The following is a 20,150-nucleotide window of genomic DNA, read 5'->3' on the forward strand; positions in this document are numbered from 1 at the left end:
AGAATTTGCTTTCAACAAGTGAGCCTCCTGGGTGGTAACGAAAGATCGTGCCCTCAGGAGGCTTTTTTAAGAGCTTGTTGAGTTAGTTTGATAAGGGGTGATGGTATGTCGTTGGCAAAGTATGAAATTTTTTCCACTATTGTTGATGCGGGAAGCCTCACTAAAGCGGCGGAACGCTTAAATCTGACCCAATCGGGAGTCAGCTATGCAGTGACTACGCTGGAATCGGAATTAGGCTTTTCTTTGATCAAGCGGGACCGTTCCGGAGTGACCCTGACGCCCAATGGCGAGCGGATTCTCCAGTGCATTCGCGGGATTTTGCATCAAGAAAAGCTGTTGAGGCAAGAGGCGGCCGCTATCAAAGGCGTAGATATCGGTACGGTGTCTATCGGGACGCTTGCCAGTGTCTCTATGCGCTGGCTCCCTGGTATTTTAGGCGAATTTCAACGGCTGCATCCTGCGGTGGAAGTCAAGACGCGCATGGGCGGGTATGATGAAATGAACGAATGGATCAGTCACCGGGTGGTGGATTTTGGTTTTGTGGCGCTGCCGGCGTCAAAACAATTTGACGCCATTCCGTTGAAACGCGACAAATTAATGGTGGTAATCCCGCCGGAGCATCCCCTAGGGAAGCGGCGGGAGCTGATGCTGAAAGAGCTGGAAAATGAACGGCTGATCATGCCCTTATGGGGGAGTGATGACAATATTCGCAAAGTATTAGCAAAAAGCAAAGTGAATTTTCGCATTCAATATGAGGTGGCGGAAGAACGGACCATTTTAGCGATGGTTCAAATGGGTCTGGGGATCAGTATTTTGCCCCAGTTAATGCTGGTGCATTTGCCGAAGGGAGTTCAGTTAGTGCCGTTAGCTCATGATGAAGATTACCGAACCATTGGTTTAGCCGCCATTTCCTTGAAATACTTATCGCCGGCGGCGCGTAATTTTGTAAACTGTACGCGTGCGTGGCTGGAGGAACATCATGAATTAGATTTCCCCTCGTTTTCCATAAAATAACACATCAAAAAAACTGATGTAAGTCACCAAAATGTCCAATTTTACTGTGAAAGAGCTGAGTAGTATAATAAATACAGTCGCCGGATATATCAAAAAAATCTGAATATCGGAAAAAACATTTGTAAAATGTCGCTGTCCCGTGGAGGGGTGACTTTCTTGGAAGTCTGAGTTTTGCCAGGAGCATCTTTAAAAGTGTAATGATTACACTTTTTGCTGTGAATTAAGACTCCCTGAAGGAGGCAGGCTAGCCTTATATTAAGGCTGGTGAAGACGGAATTTTCCTTCAAAACTAAAAAGAGTGACAAGTCCCCTTGAGAAGGACTAAATGTTAACTTAGTCCTTTGCTAGAGAATACAAAAGTTTGTATTGCTTGAACTTTTTTTACAAATGTTATGAAAAACCTTTTGTCGTGTCCTGTAGTTTTCTGTATTTTGTTAACAATAATGATAGTAGAGGCTGCAGCACAGTTCGCTGCCGGGGGCGGCAAAAGTAACACTCCGACACAAGAGGAGGCAGGCCGGAGCGAAAAAGGAGATGCCTTGACAATGAAAAACGGCAAATGGAAATTGGGTCTGACCACCCAGATCTTTCTAGGATTAATTCTGGGGGTGCTTTTCGGACATCTGTTTCCAGCCCTTGCCGTCGATCTCAAACCTATCGGCGACATGTTTATTCGGATGATCAAAATGATTGTGGTTCCTTTGATTTTTAGTTCACTGATTATGGGGATTGCCGGAACCGGCGATTTCAAAAAACTGGGGCGGCTGGGCTTGAAGTCTATTATCTGGTTTGAAGCCGCTACAACGCTGGCGTTGGTTGTCGGCTTGACGGTAGTAAATGTTTTCGAACCAGGACAGGGCCTGCAAATTACCGCGACCGATGCTGCTGCAGTAACGGCGGCATCGAAGAAAAGCATTGATATGTCACATATGTTGATTAATATTGTGCCGACCAATGTGGTAGATGCGGCTGCACGCGGCGATATGCTGCAAATCATCATGTTTTCCGTTTTTTTCGGCGTAGCTGCGGCTGCGGTGGGAAGCAAAGGCGAACCGGTGGTGAAAGTCGCAGTCAGTATTGCGGAAGTCATGTTCCAGTTTACGAGTTATGTCATGCGTCTGGCGCCTATCGGCGTATTTGCCTTGATTGGTTTTACTGTAGGCAAGTTTGGTCTAGGCATGCTGGTGCCGTTGGCAAAACTGATTGGCTCGTTGTATTTTGCGCTGATTGTTTTCGTTTTGCTGGTTCTTACGATAGCTTCTCTGCTGATTCGCGTTAACTTCTTTCACCTGCTGCGAGCACTGAAAGAACCGCTGCTGATTGCGTTTTCAACAGCATCTAGTGAAGCGGCGCTGCCTGTAGCAATGACGAAGCTGGAAAAATTCGGAGTGCCTAAGCATATCGTTACCTTTGTACTGCCGACAGGCTATACCTTCAACTTGGATGGATCTACCTTGTACAGCGCGTTGGCGGTAGTGTTCATCGCACAAGTCTACAACATTGACTTTCCTCTTACGACACAGCTGCTTATGGTATTGACGTTGATGCTTTCTACAAAAGGCATTGCGGCGGTGCCGGGGGCTTCGCTGATTGTTATTGCAGGGACGGCGGCCGCTTTTGGACTGCCTGTAGAGGGGATTGCAATCATTTTGGGAGTCGACCGAATTTTGGATATGGCGCGCACGGCGTGCAATCTTATTGGCAACTGTATTGCCTCAGTCGTTGTAGCGCGTTGGGAGCATGAGCTTCCTGACGAACAGCTGGCTGTCGCTTATGCGCAGCAGTACGACGACTGATACAATAGTAATCACAAAGTAAGGAGCGATCAAACCATGGAAAACAGTGATAAGGTCGTCTTGGGAGTTATCGGGGCCGACTGTCATGCGGTGGGCAATAAAATTCTTGCCCATGCCTTACGGGCGGCTGGCTTTGAGGTGGTCAATCTGGGCGTACTGGTGCCGCAGCAGGAATTCGTCAATGCTGCGATTGAAACCGATGCGAAAGCCATCTTGGTGGCATCTCTTTACGGTCACGGCGAAATTGACTGCCGCGGTCTGCGGGACGCTTGCAAAGAAGCCGGCATCGGCGGCATCAAGCTGTATGTAGGCGGCAACCTAGTTGTCGGCAAAACCGACTTCACCGAAGTAAAAGAAAAATTCCTTGCCATGGGTTATGACCGTGTATATGAACCAGGCATTTTACCAGACCAGGTGATTGAGGAATTGAAGCAGGACCTGGCCCGGGCGTAAGCCGGGAGAGGAGAGACGAGCATGAGCCATGTGCTACTCATTGACTTTGGCAGCACGTACACCAAGCTTACGGCTGTAGATGTCGAGAAGGAAGAAATTTTGGGCACGGCACGAGGCATTACTACAGTAGAGACAGATATCATGGAGGGACTGCAGGAAGGCTTGGATGTGCTTTTTGCTCAGACAGGCAAGCTGGAGTTTCAGCGGGTGCTGGGATGTTCCAGTGCTGCAGGCGGCCTGAAAATGGTGGCCATTGGCCTGGTGCCGGAATTAACGGCTGAAGCTGCTAAGCGAGCTGCTTTAGGGGCCGGCGCCAAGGTGCTGGGCGTGTACTGCAACGAGCTCAGCGAGTATGAAATTGAGGAAATTGCAGCGTTGAAGCCGGAAATTATTCTTCTGGCCGGCGGTACGGATGGGGGCAACAAGGAGGTAATTCTCCATAATGCCCGCATGTTGTGCACACTGGGTCTGGATGTACCGGTGCTGGTGGCAGGCAATAAGTCGGTGACGCCGCAGGTGGTTGGGATTTTAAGCAAAGTCATGACCGAAGTGGTGCATACGGAAAATGTCATGCCGCGTTTGGGCGAGTTGAATATCGATCCAGCGCGCGGCGCCATTAGAGACTTGTTTTTGCGGCGCATCATCGAAGCTAAGGGCTTGAATAAGGCCAACAAATTTATAGACAAGATGATGATGCCAACTCCGGCGGCCGTGCTCAAGGCAGCGGAGCTCTTAGGAACCGGAACCACGCATGAAAGAGGTTGGGGCGATTTGATGATTGTGGATATCGGCGGTGCGACTACTGACCTGTATTCCATCGCTAAAGGAGAGCCCAAACAGCCGACAGTGACCATGCGAGGGCTGCCAGAGCCTTTTGCCAAACGGACGGTGGAAGGAGATCTGGGCATGCGCTACAGCGCTACCGCTTTGCTAAAGGCGGCCAGCGCACCCCTGCTGGCTCAAAAAGCCGGGGTTAGCGAAGAGGAAGTGGCGGCATACTGTCATTTGGTGGAAAACCAAGTGGATACGCTGCCGCAAACGCCGCGGGAGCAGGCCATTGAGGACGCTCTTGGCTGGGCGTGTACCAAAGTAGCGGCGCAGCGCCATGTCGGAAAAATCGAATCGGTCTTCAGCTGTGTAGGCGAGGTTTTCGTACAGGTTGGCAAGGACTTAACTACCGTTGAGAAGGTCATCGGAACCGGCGGTGTTATTGTGCATCATGACCGGCCGGAATGCATTCTTGAAGGCATTCGCTATGACGCAGCAGCTGCGGAATATCTAAAACCCAAACAATGTGATTATTATATTGATGGTGAATACATTCTCTCCGCCATGGGGCTTCTGTCGGAAGAACAGCCCGAGGTGGCTCTGCGGATGATGAAAAAATATCTGAAACGGAGGCAATCAGCGTGGAATTGAAAAATAAGAAATGGTCCCATGACGAATTTTTCGCAATGCGCAAAGAGATTTTGGCCCAGTGGCCTACAGGAGCCGAGGTGGATTTTGACGAAGCCGTCAAATATCATGAAACCATTCCGGCGCGCAAGCATTTTTCCAAACAGCTTATCAAAGCTAAAAAAGAAGGCCGCACTTTGACGCAGCCCCGGGCTGGCGTAGCGCTTTTGGATCAGCATATTGAACTGTTGAACTTCTTGCGCACAGAAGGGGAAGCCGATCTGCTGCCGACTACGATTGACAGCTATACGCGTCAAAATCAATACAAAGAAGCCCAGGTAGGTATTGAAGAAAGTAAACAGGCCGGGCGTTCTTTGCTCAACGGTTTTCCTGCCGTCAACCATGGCGTGCATGCAGTACGTAAGCTGGCGGAAAAAGTAGACGGCCCCATTCAGGTGCGTCACGGCACGCCTGACGCCAGACTGTTGACGGAAATTACGCTGGCTGGCGGTTTTACCTCCTACGAAGGAGGCGGTATTTCCTACAACATTCCTTACGCCAAGAGCGTATCGCTGGAACAGACGATTCTTGACTGGCAGTATACAGACCGTTTGGTAGGTCTCTATGCAGAACATGGCGTCGAAATCAACCGCGAGCCCTTCGGACCTTTGACAGGTACCTTGGTGCCGCCGAGCATTTCTCATGCCGTAGCGATTATCGAAGGTATTTTGGCGGCCGAACAGGGCGTTAAAAACATTACTCTCGGCTATGGCCAATGCGGCAACCTGGTGCAGGATATCGCAGCCATTCGTTCGTTAGAAGCGCTGGCTGAAGAGTATTTTGCAAAATTCGGCTATGAAGGCTGCACGCTGACTACGGTTTTCCATCAGTGGATGGGCGGCTTCCCGCAGGATGAAGCTAAGGCGTTCGCCGTTATCTCCTGGGGCGCTGCGGCGGCTGCCTTTGCGAAAGCTACCAAAGTTATCGTGAAAACGCCGCATGAAGCATTGGGTATTCCTACGAAAGAAGCCAATGCTATGGGCTTGCGCACCACCAAACAGATGATTAACATGCTGGCGGATCAGAGCTTCCCGGCTACACAGCAATTGGAAGACGAAATCGCCATGATCAAAGCGGAAACCCGCTGCATCGTAGATAAGGTTCTGGAATTGGGCGAAGGCGATATTGCCGTCGGTACGGTGCGGGCTTTTGAAGCCGGCGTACTGGATGTTCCGTTTGCTCCCAGCAACCATGCCATCAATAAAATTCTGCCGGCTCGCGACCATCACGGCGCCGTGCGTCTCTTCGATTGCGGCAACTTGCCCTTTACGCAGGACATCATTGACTTCCATCGCGGTAAAATCGACGAGCGGGCTAAAGCGGAACGCCGTCCGGCGAGCTTCCAGATGGTTATCGACGACATTTACGCCATTTCTAAAGGACGCCTTGTAGGACGCCCGCGCTAAGACACAAAAAGTTTTCGGAACCAGGCTGTGAAGCCGGAGTTCTTTAGGGAGTTCCGGCTTAGCAGCAGCGTTTGTCAATTATAGGAGAAGCTGCTGGCTTACCCAGCGGCTCCAAAGACAAAAAGGAGTGTGTTCTCATGAAAATTGTTGATGTTGTTTGCTCGAAGGCTCTTACCGGCTTTTATTTTGACGATCAGCGGGCCATTAAAAAAGGCGCCGATCATGACGGCTTTACTTACTTAGGAGACCCTGTAACACCCGGTTTCCAGGCGATTCGCCAGTCCGGCGAAGCCGTATCGGTGATGCTTGTCTTGGAAGACGGCCAGGTTGCTTACGGCGATTGCGCTGCGGTGCAGTACAGCGGCGCCGGCGGCCGGGATCCCTTGTTCTTGGCGAAAGATTTCATTCCGGTGATTGAAAAGGAAATCAAGCCTCGTCTGGTAGGGCGTGAATTGGACTCCTTCAAAACCATGGCGGAAGAAATCGACTCCATGAAGGACGCTAAAACAGGCAAGTCCATCCATACGGCGTTGCGCTACGGCGTAACCCAGGCTATTTTGGACGCCGTGGCTAAAGGCAAACATAAACTGATGTGTGAAGTAGTTGCCGAAGAATACGGTACAACCGTAAGTGAAAAAGAAATTCCGATCTTCACGCAGTCCGGCGACAACCGTTATGAGAATTCCGACAAGATGATTATCAAAGGCGCTCAGGTGCTGCCGCATGCGTTGATCAATCATGTGGAAACCAAGCTGGGCAACGATGGCGGCTTGCTGTTGGAGTACATCACTTGGCTGAAAAACCGGGTGCTGCAATTGCGCACCAGTGAAGAATACCAGCCGGTACTGCACATTGACGTGTACGGCACCATTGGTATTGCTTTCAATAATGACCTGGATAAAATGGTGGACTTCTTCCGCAAAGCCGAAGCCGCTGCGGCTCCTTTGCAGCTGCGCATTGAAGGCCCCATGGACATGGAAGAGCGGGAAAAACAGATGTTGGCGCTGAAAGAACTCACCGCCCGGCTGCATGCGGAAAAAATCGGCGTGCAAGTGGTGGCTGACGAATGGTGCAACACATTTGACGATATTAAGTACTTTGCCGACAATGGCGCCGGCGATATGCTGCAGATCAAAACGCCGGACTTGGGCGGCATCAACAATATTATTGAATCGGTTATTTATTGCAAGAAAAAAGGCGTTGGCGCTTACCAAGGCGGCACCTGCAACGAAACAGACCGCTCGGCGCAGGTTTGCGTCCATGTAGCTATGGCCACGCAGCCGGTGCAAATGCTGGCGAAACCAGGCATGGGTGTAGACGAAGGCCTGATGATTGTTTACAATGAAATGGAGCGCATTCTGGCGGTGCGCAAGGCACGCCAGGCGTAACGAGACCGGCGTCTGACAACAGCGGCGGGGCGCGCTTCGGCGCGCCCGCGCTGCCTTTTTTTAAGGAAAGCTGTTTCTTGAAGCCGGCGTAATTGAGGTGGAGCGATGAAATCCATGATGCTCGAACAATTGATGTATGCCAGCTACTTTGCCCCGCGGGGGCGCAAGCGCATGTATATTCTAGGACAGCAAATCAGTGAACGTTATTTGTCGCCTCTGGATCGGCTCATTGGCGTCATCGGCGGTCCTGGAGCTGGTAAATCGTCTCTCATCAAAGGTATGTTTCCGGGCTTGGAACTTACCAATGACGATGAAGGCGTGAATGTGCGTCCTCTGCCGCTTTTGAAAAATATTGATAAAGGTTTTTTTTCCAGCCACACCTATCATATGGATGTGCGCTTTGAAATGGCCTTTACGCAGCTTCATGCCTTGGCAGAAGCCGTTTCCAAGGCGCTGGAGCACGGCAAACGAGTGATTGTCGAACATTTCGATTTATTGTATCCGGCTTTAAACATTAACGCCGACGTGCTCTTAGGGGTGGGCGGCGAAGTGATCGTCGTCCGCCCGAATGTGTTTGGTCCTTTTCCGCAGGAAATTAAGGATGTTGTAACTAAAACCTTGAAATATCGCAAAATGGCCCATACGGCGGAGGATTTGACAGCGCGCATTTTACTGCGTGATTACGGCGCTATCCTTCCGTTTGAACATCGTGACGTCCATCATGGCTTTGTGCTGGAGTATCCTGTCGACATGGACGTGGATTTAGAGGAAGTGGAGAAGAAGGTAAAACGTCTGATTGATGAGGCGCTGCCTGTTTTCTACAGCGACGAAGACCACATCTGCATTGGCGATGATGCCTGGTTGTGCACGGGGCCGCGAACTCATGTGAAAAATACGGAGGAAATTGAAAATTTCCGTCTGTTACATGAATATAAACGTGATGAAAAGAGCAAGAGTTATTTGATTATCGGTCTGGTTGGCACGCCGTCGGATAACAACCTGGATGGGTTTGCCGGCGTCAGCTATGCCGCCAGCCTATAGGAGAATGAAGGAGGAATTGGCATGGCAAGTGTGCTGAAAGCAGCGCAGGCTGGCACGTTGGAATCAGGAGACATCATGATTCAGATCAGTCCTGGTGAAGCGGGCAAGGGCCTAGGCATAGAACTAGAAAGCATCGTCATGATTCAATATGGAGAAGCCATTCGGCAAACGCTGCAGGAAGTGGCGCAAGAGCAAGGCGTGTCTGACGTGCAGGTCAAAGCCGTAGACAGAGGGGCGCTGGATTGCACCATTCGGGCTCGCTTTTTGACGGCGTTGAGCCGTGCGGGCGTTTCGCTGAAAGGAGAGATGGCGTCATGCAATTAAGACGGACTATGCTGTTTATCCCGGGAAATAACCCGGCGATGCTGCAAAACGGCGGCGTTTTCGGCGCTGATTCGGTTATTTTGGACCTAGAAGATGCGGTGGCGCCGAACGAAAAAGATGCGGCCCGCTACCTGGTAAGTCACTCCCTTCGTACCGTTGACTACGGCGAAAGCGAGCGGACAGTACGTATTAATCCCTTGGATACCTTTGCGGCGCAAGACATTCCTTTAATTGTGGCCAGCGGCCCCGACGCCTTGGTAGTGCCCAAAGTGGAAAGCGCTGAAGACATCCGCCAAGTGGCGGCTATGGTGGAAAAAGCGGAAAAACCGGGACAAAAACCGGTTAAGCTGATAGCGCTCTTAGAAACTCCCAAGGGGATTGCCGAAGCCGGACGTATTGCCGTGGCTCATCCCCGAGTGGATGCCTTGGCCTTAGGCGCGGAAGACTATACGGCAGCGCTAGGCGCGGCTCGAACCAAAGGCGGCCAAGAAATTTATACGGCGCGGACTTTGTTGATCAATGCCGCTGCTGCAGCGGGCATTCAATCCATTGATACGCCTTTTACCGACGCCAATGACGAAGAAGGACTGCTGGCGGATACCCGCCTGGCTAAAGCGCTGGGTTTTAAAGGGAAACTTTCTATTAACCCTCGGCAAATTGACGCCATCCACAGCATTTTTAACCCCACGGCTCTAGACGTCGACTGGGCGGAGCAAGTGATCGAAGCCATTCAGCGGGCCGAAGCCGAAGGTTCCGGCGTCGCCTCACTGGGCGGAAAAATGGTCGACGCTCCTGTTGTGCAGCGGGCGCAGAGCGTGCTGCATCTGGCGCGCCGTTTGGGCATGGTCGCGGAACAAGGCTGAGGAGGGCGAAACAATGAAAAATCAAATTGGACGTGAAATACCTGAAACGATCCCAGGGTACGGCAAAGTCAACGCCTTTGCCGGCGTCTTTGCCACCATTCCGGACGGCAAGCGTCAGGCTCCGCCGGTTAAGCGCATGCTGCCCGGGCAGACCAAGCTGGTGGAAAGCCTGGAAGAAATCTTTAAACGCGTGCCCATTAAAGACGGCATGACCTTATCTTTTCATCATCATTTCCGCAACGGCGATGGTGTTTTGAACCAAGTGCTGGAAGTGGCGGCCAAGTTGGGCCTTAAAAACCTGAAAATCGCTCTTAGTTCTATCTTTCCGGTGCATAAGCCTTTAATTGAGCATATTAAAAACGGCGTAGTTACTGGCCTTGACGCCAATTACATGTCCGGACCTGTAGCGGAAGCCGTTTCTAAAGGCCTTCTAGAGAAACCCGTTATTTTGCGCACTCACGGCGGACGCGCTAGGGCCATCGAATGCGGGCAGCTCAAAATCGACGTTGCTTTTATCGCCGCTCCGGCAGCAGATGATTACGGCAACTTGAACGGCGTATCCGGTGACACCGCCTGCGGTTCCCTGGGCTATGCCTTTCCTGATGCGGAATACGCCGACTATGTAGTGGCTGTTACCGACCATATTGAACCCTACCCGCTAGCGCCCGTCTCCATTTCCCAGACCCGGGTGGATGCGGTGGTCGTTGTGCCCTGCATCGGCGATCCCAAAGGCATTGTTTCCGGTACGACCCAGGTTACCAAAGACCCTGTAGGTCTTAAAATTGCTACTAACGCCGCCAAGGTTATTGAAGCCACCGGCCTTATTCAAGATGGTTTTTCTTTCCAAACCGGCGCTGGCGGCGCTTCCTTGGCGACGGCGCATTTTGTGCGTCAAATGATGGAAGCCAAAGAGGTCACAGGCAGCTTTGCCTTGGGCGGTATTACCGGCTATATGGTGGACATGCTGGAAAAAGGGCTTTTCCGCCGCGTTTTTGATGTTCAGGGCTTTGACTTGGAAGCGCAGCGTTCGCTGCGGGACAATCCCAACCATATCGAAGTAGGCGCTGGGCTGTACGCCAGTCCCTTTAACGGCGGCTGTCTGGTAAACAAGCTGGACGTCGTCATTTTAGGCGCTACGGAAATCGATACCGACTTCAACGTCAACGTTGTTACCGGCTCTAACGGTGTTATCATGGGCGGCAGCGGCGGTCACTCTGATGCGGCTGCAGGCGCCAAAGTCACTATTGTTGTCGCGAATTTGCTGCGCGGGCGCCTGCCGATTATTGTTGACAAGGTGCTCACGGCGACAACGCCGGGAGAATCCATTGACGTTTTGGTAACCGAGCGCGGCATTGCCGTGAATCCGCGACAGCCTGAACTGCGCCAGCGTCTGGCAGAAGCCGGCTTGCCGGTAAAAGACATCGCGCAGCTTAAAGAGCTGGCGGAAGCCATTGCCGGCGCTCCGGCGGCGGTGCAAACCGGCGAGAAAATCGTCGCCGTGGTGGAATACCGCGACGGCACGATCATCGACGTGGTTCGCCAGGCGAAAGAGGTGTAAGCCATGGCCTGGGGACAATGGGAAGAACGGGTCATCAATCGCAATAACCCCAGGCAAAGTCAAGCGGTGAGGGAATTCCTCACCGCTTTTGGCCTTGCTTACGATCCGGCGACAGTGGAGCATACTATCGCTCTTTATCAAGCTGGACAGATGATTGCCACTGGCTCCCGGGGCGGCGAAGTGCTGCGCAATATCGCCGTGCATCCGGATTTGCAGGGCGAGGGGCTGACGGCGACCATCGTTTCCGCCTTAATGCGTCAAGGCGGCGAAGCGGGAGTGCGGCACTTTTTTATTTTCACGAAGCCGACGGCGGCGCCTCAGTTTACCGGCTTGGGTTTTCGCGAGCTGGCGCGGGTAGAGCCTCAGGCGGTGCTGCTGGAAGGCGGTCTGGGTTCTGTTCAGGATGAAGTAAAACGCTTGTCTGCCGCAGTAGGCGATTTGCCTGAAGGCGACAGGGCGGCTCTTGTGGTTAATTGCAATCCTTTCACCCGCGGGCACCAGGCGGTAATTGCCCGGGCGGCTGCGGCTCATGCCGGTGTAGTGGTGCTGGTAGTCAGCGAGGATCGTTCGCTCTTTCCTTTTGCCGTGCGCCTGCGCTTGGTACAGGAGGGGGTATCCCATCTGCCCAACGTACGAGTGGTGGAAGCCGGTAAATACATTATTTCCGCTGCGACTTTTCCTGATTATTTTACGCGCGGCGAAGATACGGTTATTGCCCAAACTCGTTTGGATGCTCATGTTTTTGGCAGCTATATCGCGCCAGGTTTGGGCGTGTCTGTGCGTTATGTCGGCGAGGAGCCCTATTGCGAGGTGACTAGGGCTTATAATCAAGCGTTGCAGGAAGTACTGCCTTCGTATGGCGTAAAGGTAGTGGAAATACCGCGTCTGGCGGAAGGAAGCGAGCCGATCAGCGCTTCTCGAGTCAGGGAACTCTTGCGTCAAGGCGCTGGGTGGGAACAAGTAGCGCCGTTGGTGCCGGAGAGCACGCTGCGCTATTTGCGCTCTTCTGCAGCGGCGGAAGTGTTGGCGGCCATTCGCGCCAGCGATTCGCGTCATTGATTTACAATTTGTGTTTTGAAGAGGAAGCTGCGTGCATCTTGTGCAGGCAGCTTTGTTGTAGTATGCTGAAACGGAATTTACAGCAGTTGAGTAAAGGGGTCATCGAGTGAAACAGCTTACATTAGAAGAGGTGCTGGCGGCTAAAGAGGCTAGGCAAGAGCGCCAGCAGGCGCTGCGTTTGCGCACTGCCTTGCCGTTGGTCAGCATTACCTTGAATATTCCGGGGCCAATCAAGGATAGTGAAGTTCTCCGCTCCTTGTGTCGGGCGGCGGCGGATGCTTTAGGCGCGCTTTTTACGGTGGCTGCGGAAGAACGTACCTATGCGACTACAGGTCCGGAAATTTTGCTGGCCCTTGACGCGGTGGCGGCGGAAATTAAGGCGGCGGCGGTAGAATTGGAAGAAAGCCGCAGTTACGGGCGCTTATGGGATATTGACGTATTTACTGCGGATGGAGAGCTTTTGTCGCGGCAGCAACAGGGACGTCACCGCTCCTGCTTGCTCTGCGCGGCTGACGCGCGGCTGTGTATGAGGGAGAGGCGACACTCGGCAGCGGAGCTGGCGAGTGCGGTGCAGCAAAAATTGCTTTCCTTTCAGGCGGAACAAACCAGGCGCGTACGTCCGGCGGCGGAAAAGTTGGCTGTTTTGGCGGTAGAGGCGATGCTGTATGAAGTGGCTGCCACACCGGCCCCGGGATTGGTGGACCGCGCTAACAGCGGGGCTCATCAAGATATGGATATTTTCACGTTTTTGTCTAGCTCTGCGGCGTTGTCTCATACCCTGGGCCGCTGTGCGGAAGCGGCTTTTCGCCACAAAGGGACGCTGGAGGAGCTGTTGCCCTTGCTGCGCGTGCTCGGCCTGGAAGGGGAAAGGTCTATGCTGGCGGCTACACGAGGCGTCAATACGCAAAAAGGCTTGCTCTTTTCCTTGGGGCTGGCCGTGGCGGCGGCAGCCTGGGTGCTGCATAAAGGGGAGTCGCTGCATGCGGAGGCGGTTTTAACTGCGGCGGCAGAAATGGTGCAAGGTATTGTGGAAGCGGAGTTGAAGTCTCTGGCTCGTAAAAAGCCGGAAGAACTGACAGCTGGCGAACGCTTGTATCTGGAATATGGCGTGCAGGGTATTCGCGGCGAAGTGGCGGCGGCTCTGCCGGCTGTGCGCTTATGCGGTCTGCCGAAACTGCGAGAAGCGTTGGCGGCTGGACTGAGCGTCAACGACGCTTTAGTGCAGACGTTGCTGGAACTATTTATGACGGTTGATGATACTACAGTCATGAATCGCCATGATGTAGAAACGATGCGCGGCTGGGTACGCCAGCAGACGACGGCGGTTTTAGCTTCCGGAGGCATGCTGGCTGCCGACGGGCAGCAGCGCTTAGCTAAGATGGATGCGCTGTTTATTGCGCGGAATATCAGCCCTGGCGGGGCGGCGGACATGCTGGCGGTAACTTGGTTTTTGCATCGTCTGGAAGACTGGCGGTACGAGCAGGAATGACATAGATGCAGGGCGAATTCTCCTCTTAAAGAAGCGAAGGCAAAAGGGGGCGAAGCTATGAGTGTGCAAAAAGCGGCGCTGCGTGAACGGACACGAGAGATTGCCCGCGTTTTCATTCGTCATGGCTTTGGCTTTCTTTTGCGTGATCTGGATTGGCGGCAGGTGGGCAAAGGCGACGAAGGCTTGCTGGTAGCTAAAGATTTTTATACGGATGCACAGCAGGAGAAAATCCGGACTATGTCGCAGCGACTGCCGTTGATGTTGGAGGAATTGGGGCCTACTTTCATTAAGTTTGGTCAGTTTCTCAGCAGCCGGCCGGATTTGCTGCCGGATTTCTTACTGGAAGCCTTGGAACGCTTGCATGAGCAGGTGGCCCCTATTCCCTTTGCCGAGGTGGAAGCGGCTCTAGATGGTAATCTTCCTTCGTGGCGGCAGGATTTTTTGCAGGTGGAGCCAGAGCCGCTTGGCATGGGGTCTATTGCGCAGATTCATCGCGCCCGACTGCAGGATGGCCGTGTTGTGGTGGTCAAAGTACGCAAACCCGGCGTGGTAGATACTATAGAAGTGGATTTAGCGATTTTGAAGCGTACCGCGGCCTTCATCGGCGAGCAGCCTGAGGTGAAGCGTATTATCGCTTTAGAACAACTGGTGTCTGTTTTTGCTCATGGTCTGCAGAAGGAAACGGATTTTGCCGTAGAAGCGGTGAATATGACGCTCTTTGCCAGGAAGCTGCCTAAAGACGGGCGCATCCGCATTCCAGCCTGTTTGCCGGAATGGAGCAATCAGGCCGTGCTGACCATGGAATACATTGAAGCGTTGTCCTTAGAACAGGCTCTCAAGCAGCCGGTGGCGCTGCGGAAAAAATGGGCGCGAAGCCTGCTAGACAGCTTTTTAGGACAAGTGTTTGTATATGGCTTTTTTCATGCGGACCCGCATCCGGGAAATCTGCGTTTTGACTTGCTGGGCGATGTCATTTATTTTGATTTCGGTCTGGTTGGGCGCATGGAAAGCCGGATGCAGCGGCTGCTTTTTGAAAACTTCCTGGCTATCCGTAATTTGGATGTAGAAGGCTTGATGAATGTTTCCATTGCCATGGGAAAACCAATGGGAGACATTTCTTGGCAGAACTATTATGAGGATACGGCGGAACTGCTTTTTATGGCCTTGGATGCCGGTCATAGCAGCGGCGGTCTGGGCGGCATTATGACGAGTATGTTTAAGGTGGCCCAGCGGTATGGGGTGCGCATGCCGGAGAGGATGCTCTTTTTTGCCAAAGCGCTGGCAATGACGGAAGGGGTGGCGCGGCGGCTGGATCCGGACATCAATCTGGAACGGGCGGTTGAAGAGGTGCTGGAAGCCTATGTGCGTCAACAATTGGAAGTGGATTTTAGCGTACAGGCCTTGGAACTGAAGAAAAAGTGGCAGATTTTCAGTCATGAGCTGCCATACTATGTATCGGCTCTGACCCGGGGAGAAAAACGCATTCCCATTGAAATCGGGGGCATGGAGCATATCGGCGACAGCCTGCAAAGAGCGGTGCATACAGTGGCGTACAGCTTGGTAATTGCAAGCTTGGTGGTGACCGCCGGCATCATGATGAGCGCCCAAGGGGCCTTTGAAGACCTGATCCGTACGACCGGCTACTTGCTCCTTTTAGGCGCCATTAGCGCTTCGGTATATCTGTATTTGCGCATCTTTCGCCAAGTGAGGCGCTAGGCCGTCAAGGGAGGCGCTTGAACAGGAGAACCGGAGTCGAGGGAGGTACGCAGGAGGGCTGCGGGAGAAGGTGAAATTCAATAGGAGCAGGTGGGAATAGGGAAAATATATGAAAATACACAAGGGATTACTTGACTTCGTGGCTTCGAAAATGTATGCTTTCTGGTATGCTAAAAAGCTCTTCTTGTAAGCGGGATTGCTTGCAAGAAGAGCTTTTTTGATGTGCCAAAATTTGTAGAATGAACCGCGAAATACACGAAAGACGCGAAATTGATTTTAAATATCGTATCCGTAACCCTCTTGCGTGCCCTCCGGTTCTCCCTTTACTCTTGTTCAATTCTCGTAGCCTTGGTTATTCGATGTTATAAATTTTGCCGCCGTTTTGTGCGTTGCGTTTAGGAGCGAAATCAGGCTGGCGCAACAGCGGGAAATGCAGCAGCATGGAGGTTCCTGCGTCTGGCTGGCTTTGAACTTCAATGCGTCCATGATGCATGTCCACAATGAATTTTACAATGGATAAGCCCAAGCCTGAGCCGCCGGCCTCGCGGGTCCGCGCTTTTTCAACTCGGAAAAAGCGGTCGAAAATATACGGAAGCTCTGAGGCGGGAATGCCGATGCCGCTGTCTTTAATCAAAATGTGAATCTCATTGGCTTCTTTCCAGGCTTTAAGCAGGATTTTGCCGCCTTTTGGAGTATACTTAATCGCATTATGGACTAAGTTAACCAAGGCTTGCTTGAACCAGTCGGCTTGAGCTTGTATCCAAAGCGGCTCACTAGGTCCTTCCCAAAGCAGCAGCTGCTCCTTGTGTTGGGCGAGGCCGCCCATTTCATTGACGACGCTTTCAAAAAGCGGCGCAAGAGAGGTGGGCTGCAGCGTGACTTTTTGCAGATATTCTTTGGAACTGAGTTTGGCCAGCTGCAGCAAATCCGTTACCAGGCGATGCATGCGGGCTGACTCAGTATGGATGATGGAAATGAACTTTTGACTTAATTCGGGGTTTTCCAGCGCTCCGTCCAGTAAGGTTTCCGCAAAGCCTTTAATGGCGGTCAGCGGTGTGGCCAGCTCATGGGAGGCGTTAGCCACGAAATCAGTCTGCCGCTCATATAGTTCCTGCAAAGCGGTAATATCGTGGAAGACGGCGAGCACGCCTTCTTTGCTGCCGCTGCTTTCCGGCAGGGGGGCAAGGAAAACCTGGAAAACATGGCGCCGGCCATGCAGGTTGAGCTGCAGTTCAATGCTTTGCGTTTCTTGCAGGTGCAAGACGCTTTGGATGCCTTGCTCCAGGGAACCGTTGCCGATAACTTGCAAGTTATGTTGTCCCAGAAGATGGGGCTGCAGGTTGAAGAGCTCGCGGCCTTGACGATTGATGGAGGTAATGCGTCCGTAACGATCAAGAAGCAGTACCGCGTTCTCCATGTGCTCTAGAATTAGCTCTAATTTGTGCTTTTCCGCGGCCATTTCTTTCACTTTGTCATCTAAATGAGAAGTTAGTTGATTGAGCGTATGGGCGAGCACTTCCACCTCGTCGCCAGTGCGGATATGGGCTCTCTTTTCCCAATTTCCTCCGGCGATTTCTCGGGCGACAGCGGTAATTTCCTCAATGGGAGCTGTGAATTGCTTGGCTAGACGCATGCCGACCAAAACGGCCAATATGGAAGTAAGCAGCAGCGCCCAGAGCATGACGGTTTGCAGCTGTTGGAACGTGGCTTCAATACTGGCGAGGGTTCCGGCGATGCGTACAACGCCGATGGTGCGGCCGTCTTGCAAAACAGGTACTGCCACATAGAGAAGATTTTCGCGCAGCGTGTCGCTGTAACGGGAAGTTTGTGACGGATGTCCTTCGAGGGCGCCGCTGACTTCCGGACGATTGCCGTGGTTATCCAGTGTTTCCGGGCGTTCCCAAGAATCGGCTACCACTGTGCCGTTAGCCAGTACTACGGTAATGCGCAAGCCGGTTTCCGCCGCAAGTCGCTGCGCTTCGTCCTGCAGCTTGGGGTATTGTGCAGGAAACGGCAAATCTTTTTCAATGTATTGGCGGGTAGTGAGGGCTTGCAAGGTCAATGAATTTGTCAATAGCTGTACGGTGTGGTCGTGGGTGCGCCATAACAAGTAGCCTCCTAAGGAGCCGACTGTGACAAGAATCAGCAGCAACAAGGCCAAGCTAAGACGAGTGTTAATTCCTTTTATACTCATAATCTGGCGTTAACCTCCCTGATGGAGTAAAATATAAGAGATTTGGCAATGAACCATCATTACATAGATGATAAGCTTCTATAGCGGACTGCGCAAGAGCGCAGGAGCGAAGATTTACAAAGAATTAATAGTAAGCAGGTTTTTTCCTGTTGTGAAGCAAGGTATAGTCAAAGCAGGCGCTTTTTTTCAAGAGAGAGCGGCCCTAGCGGACGGAGTGTGAAAAATGGCAGCAGCGAAGAAACGGGTTTTAATTGTATCAGCATCCATTGGCTCTGGCCATCATCAAGCGGCCAGGGCTATTGCAGCGGAGCTGGCGCGACGCCAGGATAATCTGCAGATAACCATTGCCGATTTCATGGAAGATACGGATTCCTATTTAGCGGCTTTTATGAAGGAAGCCTATTTGAAGATGCTCGAACTGTCTCCCAATATGTATGATTTGGTGTATCGGGTGTCGCAGGCGCCTCTTCCCGGGTTTAAGGCGCAGGGCCTGTTGGCGCGGGTATTACAGGGAGGGATGGCGCAGCTGGTGCGCCGTCATAGGCCGGATTTGATTATTGCTACGCATCCTTTTCCTTGCGGTGCAGCGGCGTACTTGCGAGACAGCCGACGCCTGCGAGCGCCCTTGGTAGGGGTTATTACCGATTTTGCCGTACATCGCCTCTGGGTGTATGAGCATGTAGACGCTTATTTTGTGGCTGCGCCGGAAATCAAGAGGGAATTGTCTGCGTTGGGAGTGCCGGCCAGACGCATTTACGCCAGCGGTATTCCGGTCCATCCGCAGTTTACGGCCAATGCGGGCGGCAGAGGGATTCTAGGGGAGTTGTCTTTGGCGGCGGATCAGCCGCTGGTGCTCTTGATGGGCGGCGGCTTGGGCATGGGAGGTATTCGCCAGGCTCTGGCCAGTATGGATGAACTGAAACTGCCGCTGCAGTTTGTTGTTTTAGCTGGAAAAAACAAAGAATTGCAGGGAAAATTGCAGGAAGAAACGAAAAATTTGCGCCATGCCGTGCGTGTTTTGGGCTATACAGACCGCATTCCAGAGTTGATGCGGGCGGCCGCCATGCTAGTGACTAAGCCGGGAGCTTTGACTGTGTGCGAAGCCTTGGTGAGTGAAACGCCGCTTCTGTTGTATGAGCCTATTCCTGGACAGGAATGGGAAAATGCCGTATTTTTGACGCAACGAGGCGTTGCTTTGTGGGCGAAAAACCGTCAGGAATTAAAGGACGGAGTTACGACGTTATTGACCAGGCCGGAACAGGTGGAGAAGCTGCGCAAGGAAGCAGAAGCGCTGCGACGTCCGGCTGCGGCTGCGGCAGTGGCGACGGCGGCGCTAGCGTTGCTGCGGCGTAAACGCTGATATTTTAGAACGAAGTAGTTCCTTAACACAGACTTAACATATACGTAACACAAAAGAGATTCCTCAGCGCTAGAATAAAACTGTCCTAAAAATTTAGCGGGAGGGTATGAAATGAACGTATTTCGTAAGTCGAAAATGTGGGCGGCAGCTTTAGCGCTGATGTTGGGCGTTGGTTTGGTGGCTGGTTGCGGCGGTTCCAAGGATGCAGGCAAAACGGCAGAGGTACAGGGTACTGTAACGGCTGCTGGCTCGACGGCGCTGTTGCCGCTGTTGAAATCCGGTCAAGAAGAATTCCAGAAAAAATACGCCAAGGTTACGGTGAATATCGCCGGCGGCGGTTCCTTTACCGGTCAGAACCAAGTGGCTTCCGGAGCGGTCAATATCGGCAACTCGGACGTAGCCATTCAAGACAGCCTGAAAGACAAAGGCCTTGTGGAACATAAACTGGTAGGCATTCCTTTTATTTTCATCGTTAACAAAGATGTTGCGGTTGATAACTTGACCCAACAGCAGTATACAGATATCATGACTGGCAAAATCACGAACTGGAAAGAAGTTGGCGGTAAGGATCAGAAAATCACCCTGATTCATCGCTCTAAATCTTCCGGTTCCCGGGCGACTATTGCCGAAGTGGTGCTGAAAAATGCAGCCTTTACGGATAATGCGGTTATTCAGGATTCCAACGGCGCTGTACGGGCGGCTATTGCCAGCACTCCCGGCGCTATCGGCTATGTGGATGCGGCCTATGTGGATGACAGCATCAAGGCTCTTGCGTATAACGGCGTGAAGTACTCCATTGACGGCGTTGTAAATGGTCAGTATCCGGTCTTTACCTTCGGTCGTATGTTCACCAAAGGCGAACCTACGGGGGCGATTAAAGCCTTTATTGATTTCGTGACCAGCAAAGAGTTCCAAGAAAGCTATGCTGAAAAGAATGGGTTTGTGCCTGTTACCAAAATGAAGAAATAAGATAAGCTGAAAAACTCCGCTCGATACGAGCGGGGTTTTTTTGTTTGTTTTCTTAACAAGAACTT

Annotated in this window: 16 protein-coding genes; 15 read left to right on the top strand and 1 reads right to left on the bottom strand. The window is 52.3% G+C overall.

Annotation, left to right across the window (positions count from 1 at the left end; genetic code table 11):
• Window positions 1-105 precede the first annotated feature (105 nt).
• The 13 genes from PHF27_RS01660 to PHF27_RS01720 all read left to right on the top strand — a co-directional run bounded on the left by PHF27_RS01660 (window position 106) and on the right by PHF27_RS01720 (window position 15,562).
• On the top strand, window positions 106-1,014 hold the full coding sequence (locus PHF27_RS01660; protein ID WP_300065254.1) for a LysR family transcriptional regulator: 909 nt from the start codon (window positions 106-108) through the stop codon (window positions 1,012-1,014).
• 545 nt (window positions 1,015-1,559) lie between these two features.
• Entirely contained in the window at window positions 1,560-2,810 is a 1,251-nt protein-coding gene (locus PHF27_RS01665) for a cation:dicarboxylase symporter family transporter (protein ID WP_300065256.1), read from the top strand.
• Between the two features lie 36 nt (window positions 2,811-2,846).
• The gene (gene glmS, locus PHF27_RS01670) at window positions 2,847-3,263 is read left to right on the top strand and encodes a methylaspartate mutase subunit S (RefSeq protein WP_300065258.1); all 417 of its coding nucleotides are present in this window, start codon (window positions 2,847-2,849) and stop codon (window positions 3,261-3,263) included.
• Between the two features lie 21 nt (window positions 3,264-3,284).
• Window positions 3,285-4,682 carry a methylaspartate mutase accessory protein GlmL gene (gene glmL / locus PHF27_RS01675; protein WP_300065260.1) on the top strand — a complete coding sequence of 466 codons (1,398 nt, stop codon included), beginning with the start codon at window positions 3,285-3,287 and terminating at the stop codon, window positions 4,680-4,682.
• Window positions 4,673-6,124 carry a methylaspartate mutase subunit E gene (locus PHF27_RS01680; RefSeq protein WP_300065262.1) on the top strand — a complete coding sequence of 484 codons (1,452 nt, stop codon included), beginning with the start codon at window positions 4,673-4,675 and terminating at the stop codon, window positions 6,122-6,124. Before glmL ends, PHF27_RS01680 begins: the two co-directional genes overlap by 10 nt.
• A gap of 137 nt (window positions 6,125-6,261) precedes the next feature.
• Window positions 6,262-7,512: a methylaspartate ammonia-lyase gene (locus PHF27_RS01685; RefSeq protein WP_300065264.1), complete on the top strand. Its 1,251-nt coding sequence runs from the start codon at window positions 6,262-6,264 to the stop codon at window positions 7,510-7,512.
• Window positions 7,513-7,644: 132 nt separating this feature from the next.
• A complete protein-coding gene (locus PHF27_RS01690; protein WP_319404475.1) occupies window positions 7,645-8,553 on the top strand; it encodes an alanine-tRNA synthetase second additional domain-containing protein in 909 nt (302 codons plus the stop codon).
• A 21-nt stretch (window positions 8,554-8,574) separates the two neighbouring features.
• Window positions 8,575-8,877, top strand: coding sequence for a citrate lyase acyl carrier protein (gene citD, locus PHF27_RS01695; RefSeq protein ID WP_300065268.1), 303 nt, complete (start codon window positions 8,575-8,577; stop codon window positions 8,875-8,877).
• On the top strand, window positions 8,868-9,740 hold the full coding sequence (locus PHF27_RS01700) for an aldolase/citrate lyase family protein (protein WP_300065270.1): 873 nt from the start codon (window positions 8,868-8,870) through the stop codon (window positions 9,738-9,740). Before citD ends, PHF27_RS01700 begins: the two co-directional genes overlap by 10 nt.
• Before the next feature lie 13 nt (window positions 9,741-9,753).
• Complete coding sequence (gene citF, locus PHF27_RS01705; protein ID WP_300065272.1) at window positions 9,754-11,298, top strand: citrate lyase subunit alpha; 1,545 nt, start codon at window positions 9,754-9,756, stop codon at window positions 11,296-11,298.
• A gap of 3 nt (window positions 11,299-11,301) precedes the next feature.
• Window positions 11,302-12,357 carry a [citrate (pro-3S)-lyase] ligase gene (locus PHF27_RS01710; protein ID WP_300065274.1) on the top strand — a complete coding sequence of 352 codons (1,056 nt, stop codon included), beginning with the start codon at window positions 11,302-11,304 and terminating at the stop codon, window positions 12,355-12,357.
• Between the two features lie 106 nt (window positions 12,358-12,463).
• Window positions 12,464-13,846 carry a citrate lyase holo-[acyl-carrier protein] synthase gene (gene citX, locus PHF27_RS01715; protein ID WP_300065276.1) on the top strand — a complete coding sequence of 461 codons (1,383 nt, stop codon included), beginning with the start codon at window positions 12,464-12,466 and terminating at the stop codon, window positions 13,844-13,846.
• 57 nt (window positions 13,847-13,903) lie between these two features.
• Window positions 13,904-15,562 (top strand): AarF/UbiB family protein, encoded by a 1,659-nt coding sequence (locus PHF27_RS01720; RefSeq protein ID WP_300065278.1) that lies wholly within the window; start codon window positions 13,904-13,906, stop codon window positions 15,560-15,562.
• 352 nt (window positions 15,563-15,914) lie between these two features.
• Here PHF27_RS01720 and PHF27_RS01725 read toward each other — a convergent pair whose 3' ends face one another.
• Window positions 15,915-17,756: an ATP-binding protein gene (locus tag PHF27_RS01725; protein ID WP_300065280.1), complete on the bottom strand. Its 1,842-nt coding sequence runs from the start codon at window positions 17,754-17,756 to the stop codon at window positions 15,915-15,917.
• Between the two features lie 223 nt (window positions 17,757-17,979).
• Here PHF27_RS01725 and PHF27_RS01730 point away from each other — a divergent pair, with 223 nt between their 5' ends.
• Complete coding sequence (locus tag PHF27_RS01730) at window positions 17,980-19,116, top strand: glycosyltransferase (RefSeq protein ID WP_300065282.1); 1,137 nt, start codon at window positions 17,980-17,982, stop codon at window positions 19,114-19,116.
• Window positions 19,117-19,227: 111 nt separating this feature from the next.
• Entirely contained in the window at window positions 19,228-20,085 is an 858-nt protein-coding gene (locus PHF27_RS01735) for a phosphate ABC transporter substrate-binding protein (RefSeq protein WP_300065284.1), read from the top strand.
• The last annotated feature ends 65 nt before the right edge of the window (window positions 20,086-20,150 follow it).

The sequence above is a fragment of the Anaeromusa sp. genome, from assembly GCF_028691475.1.
Lineage (GTDB): Bacteria > Bacillota > Negativicutes > Anaeromusales > Anaeromusaceae > Anaeromusa.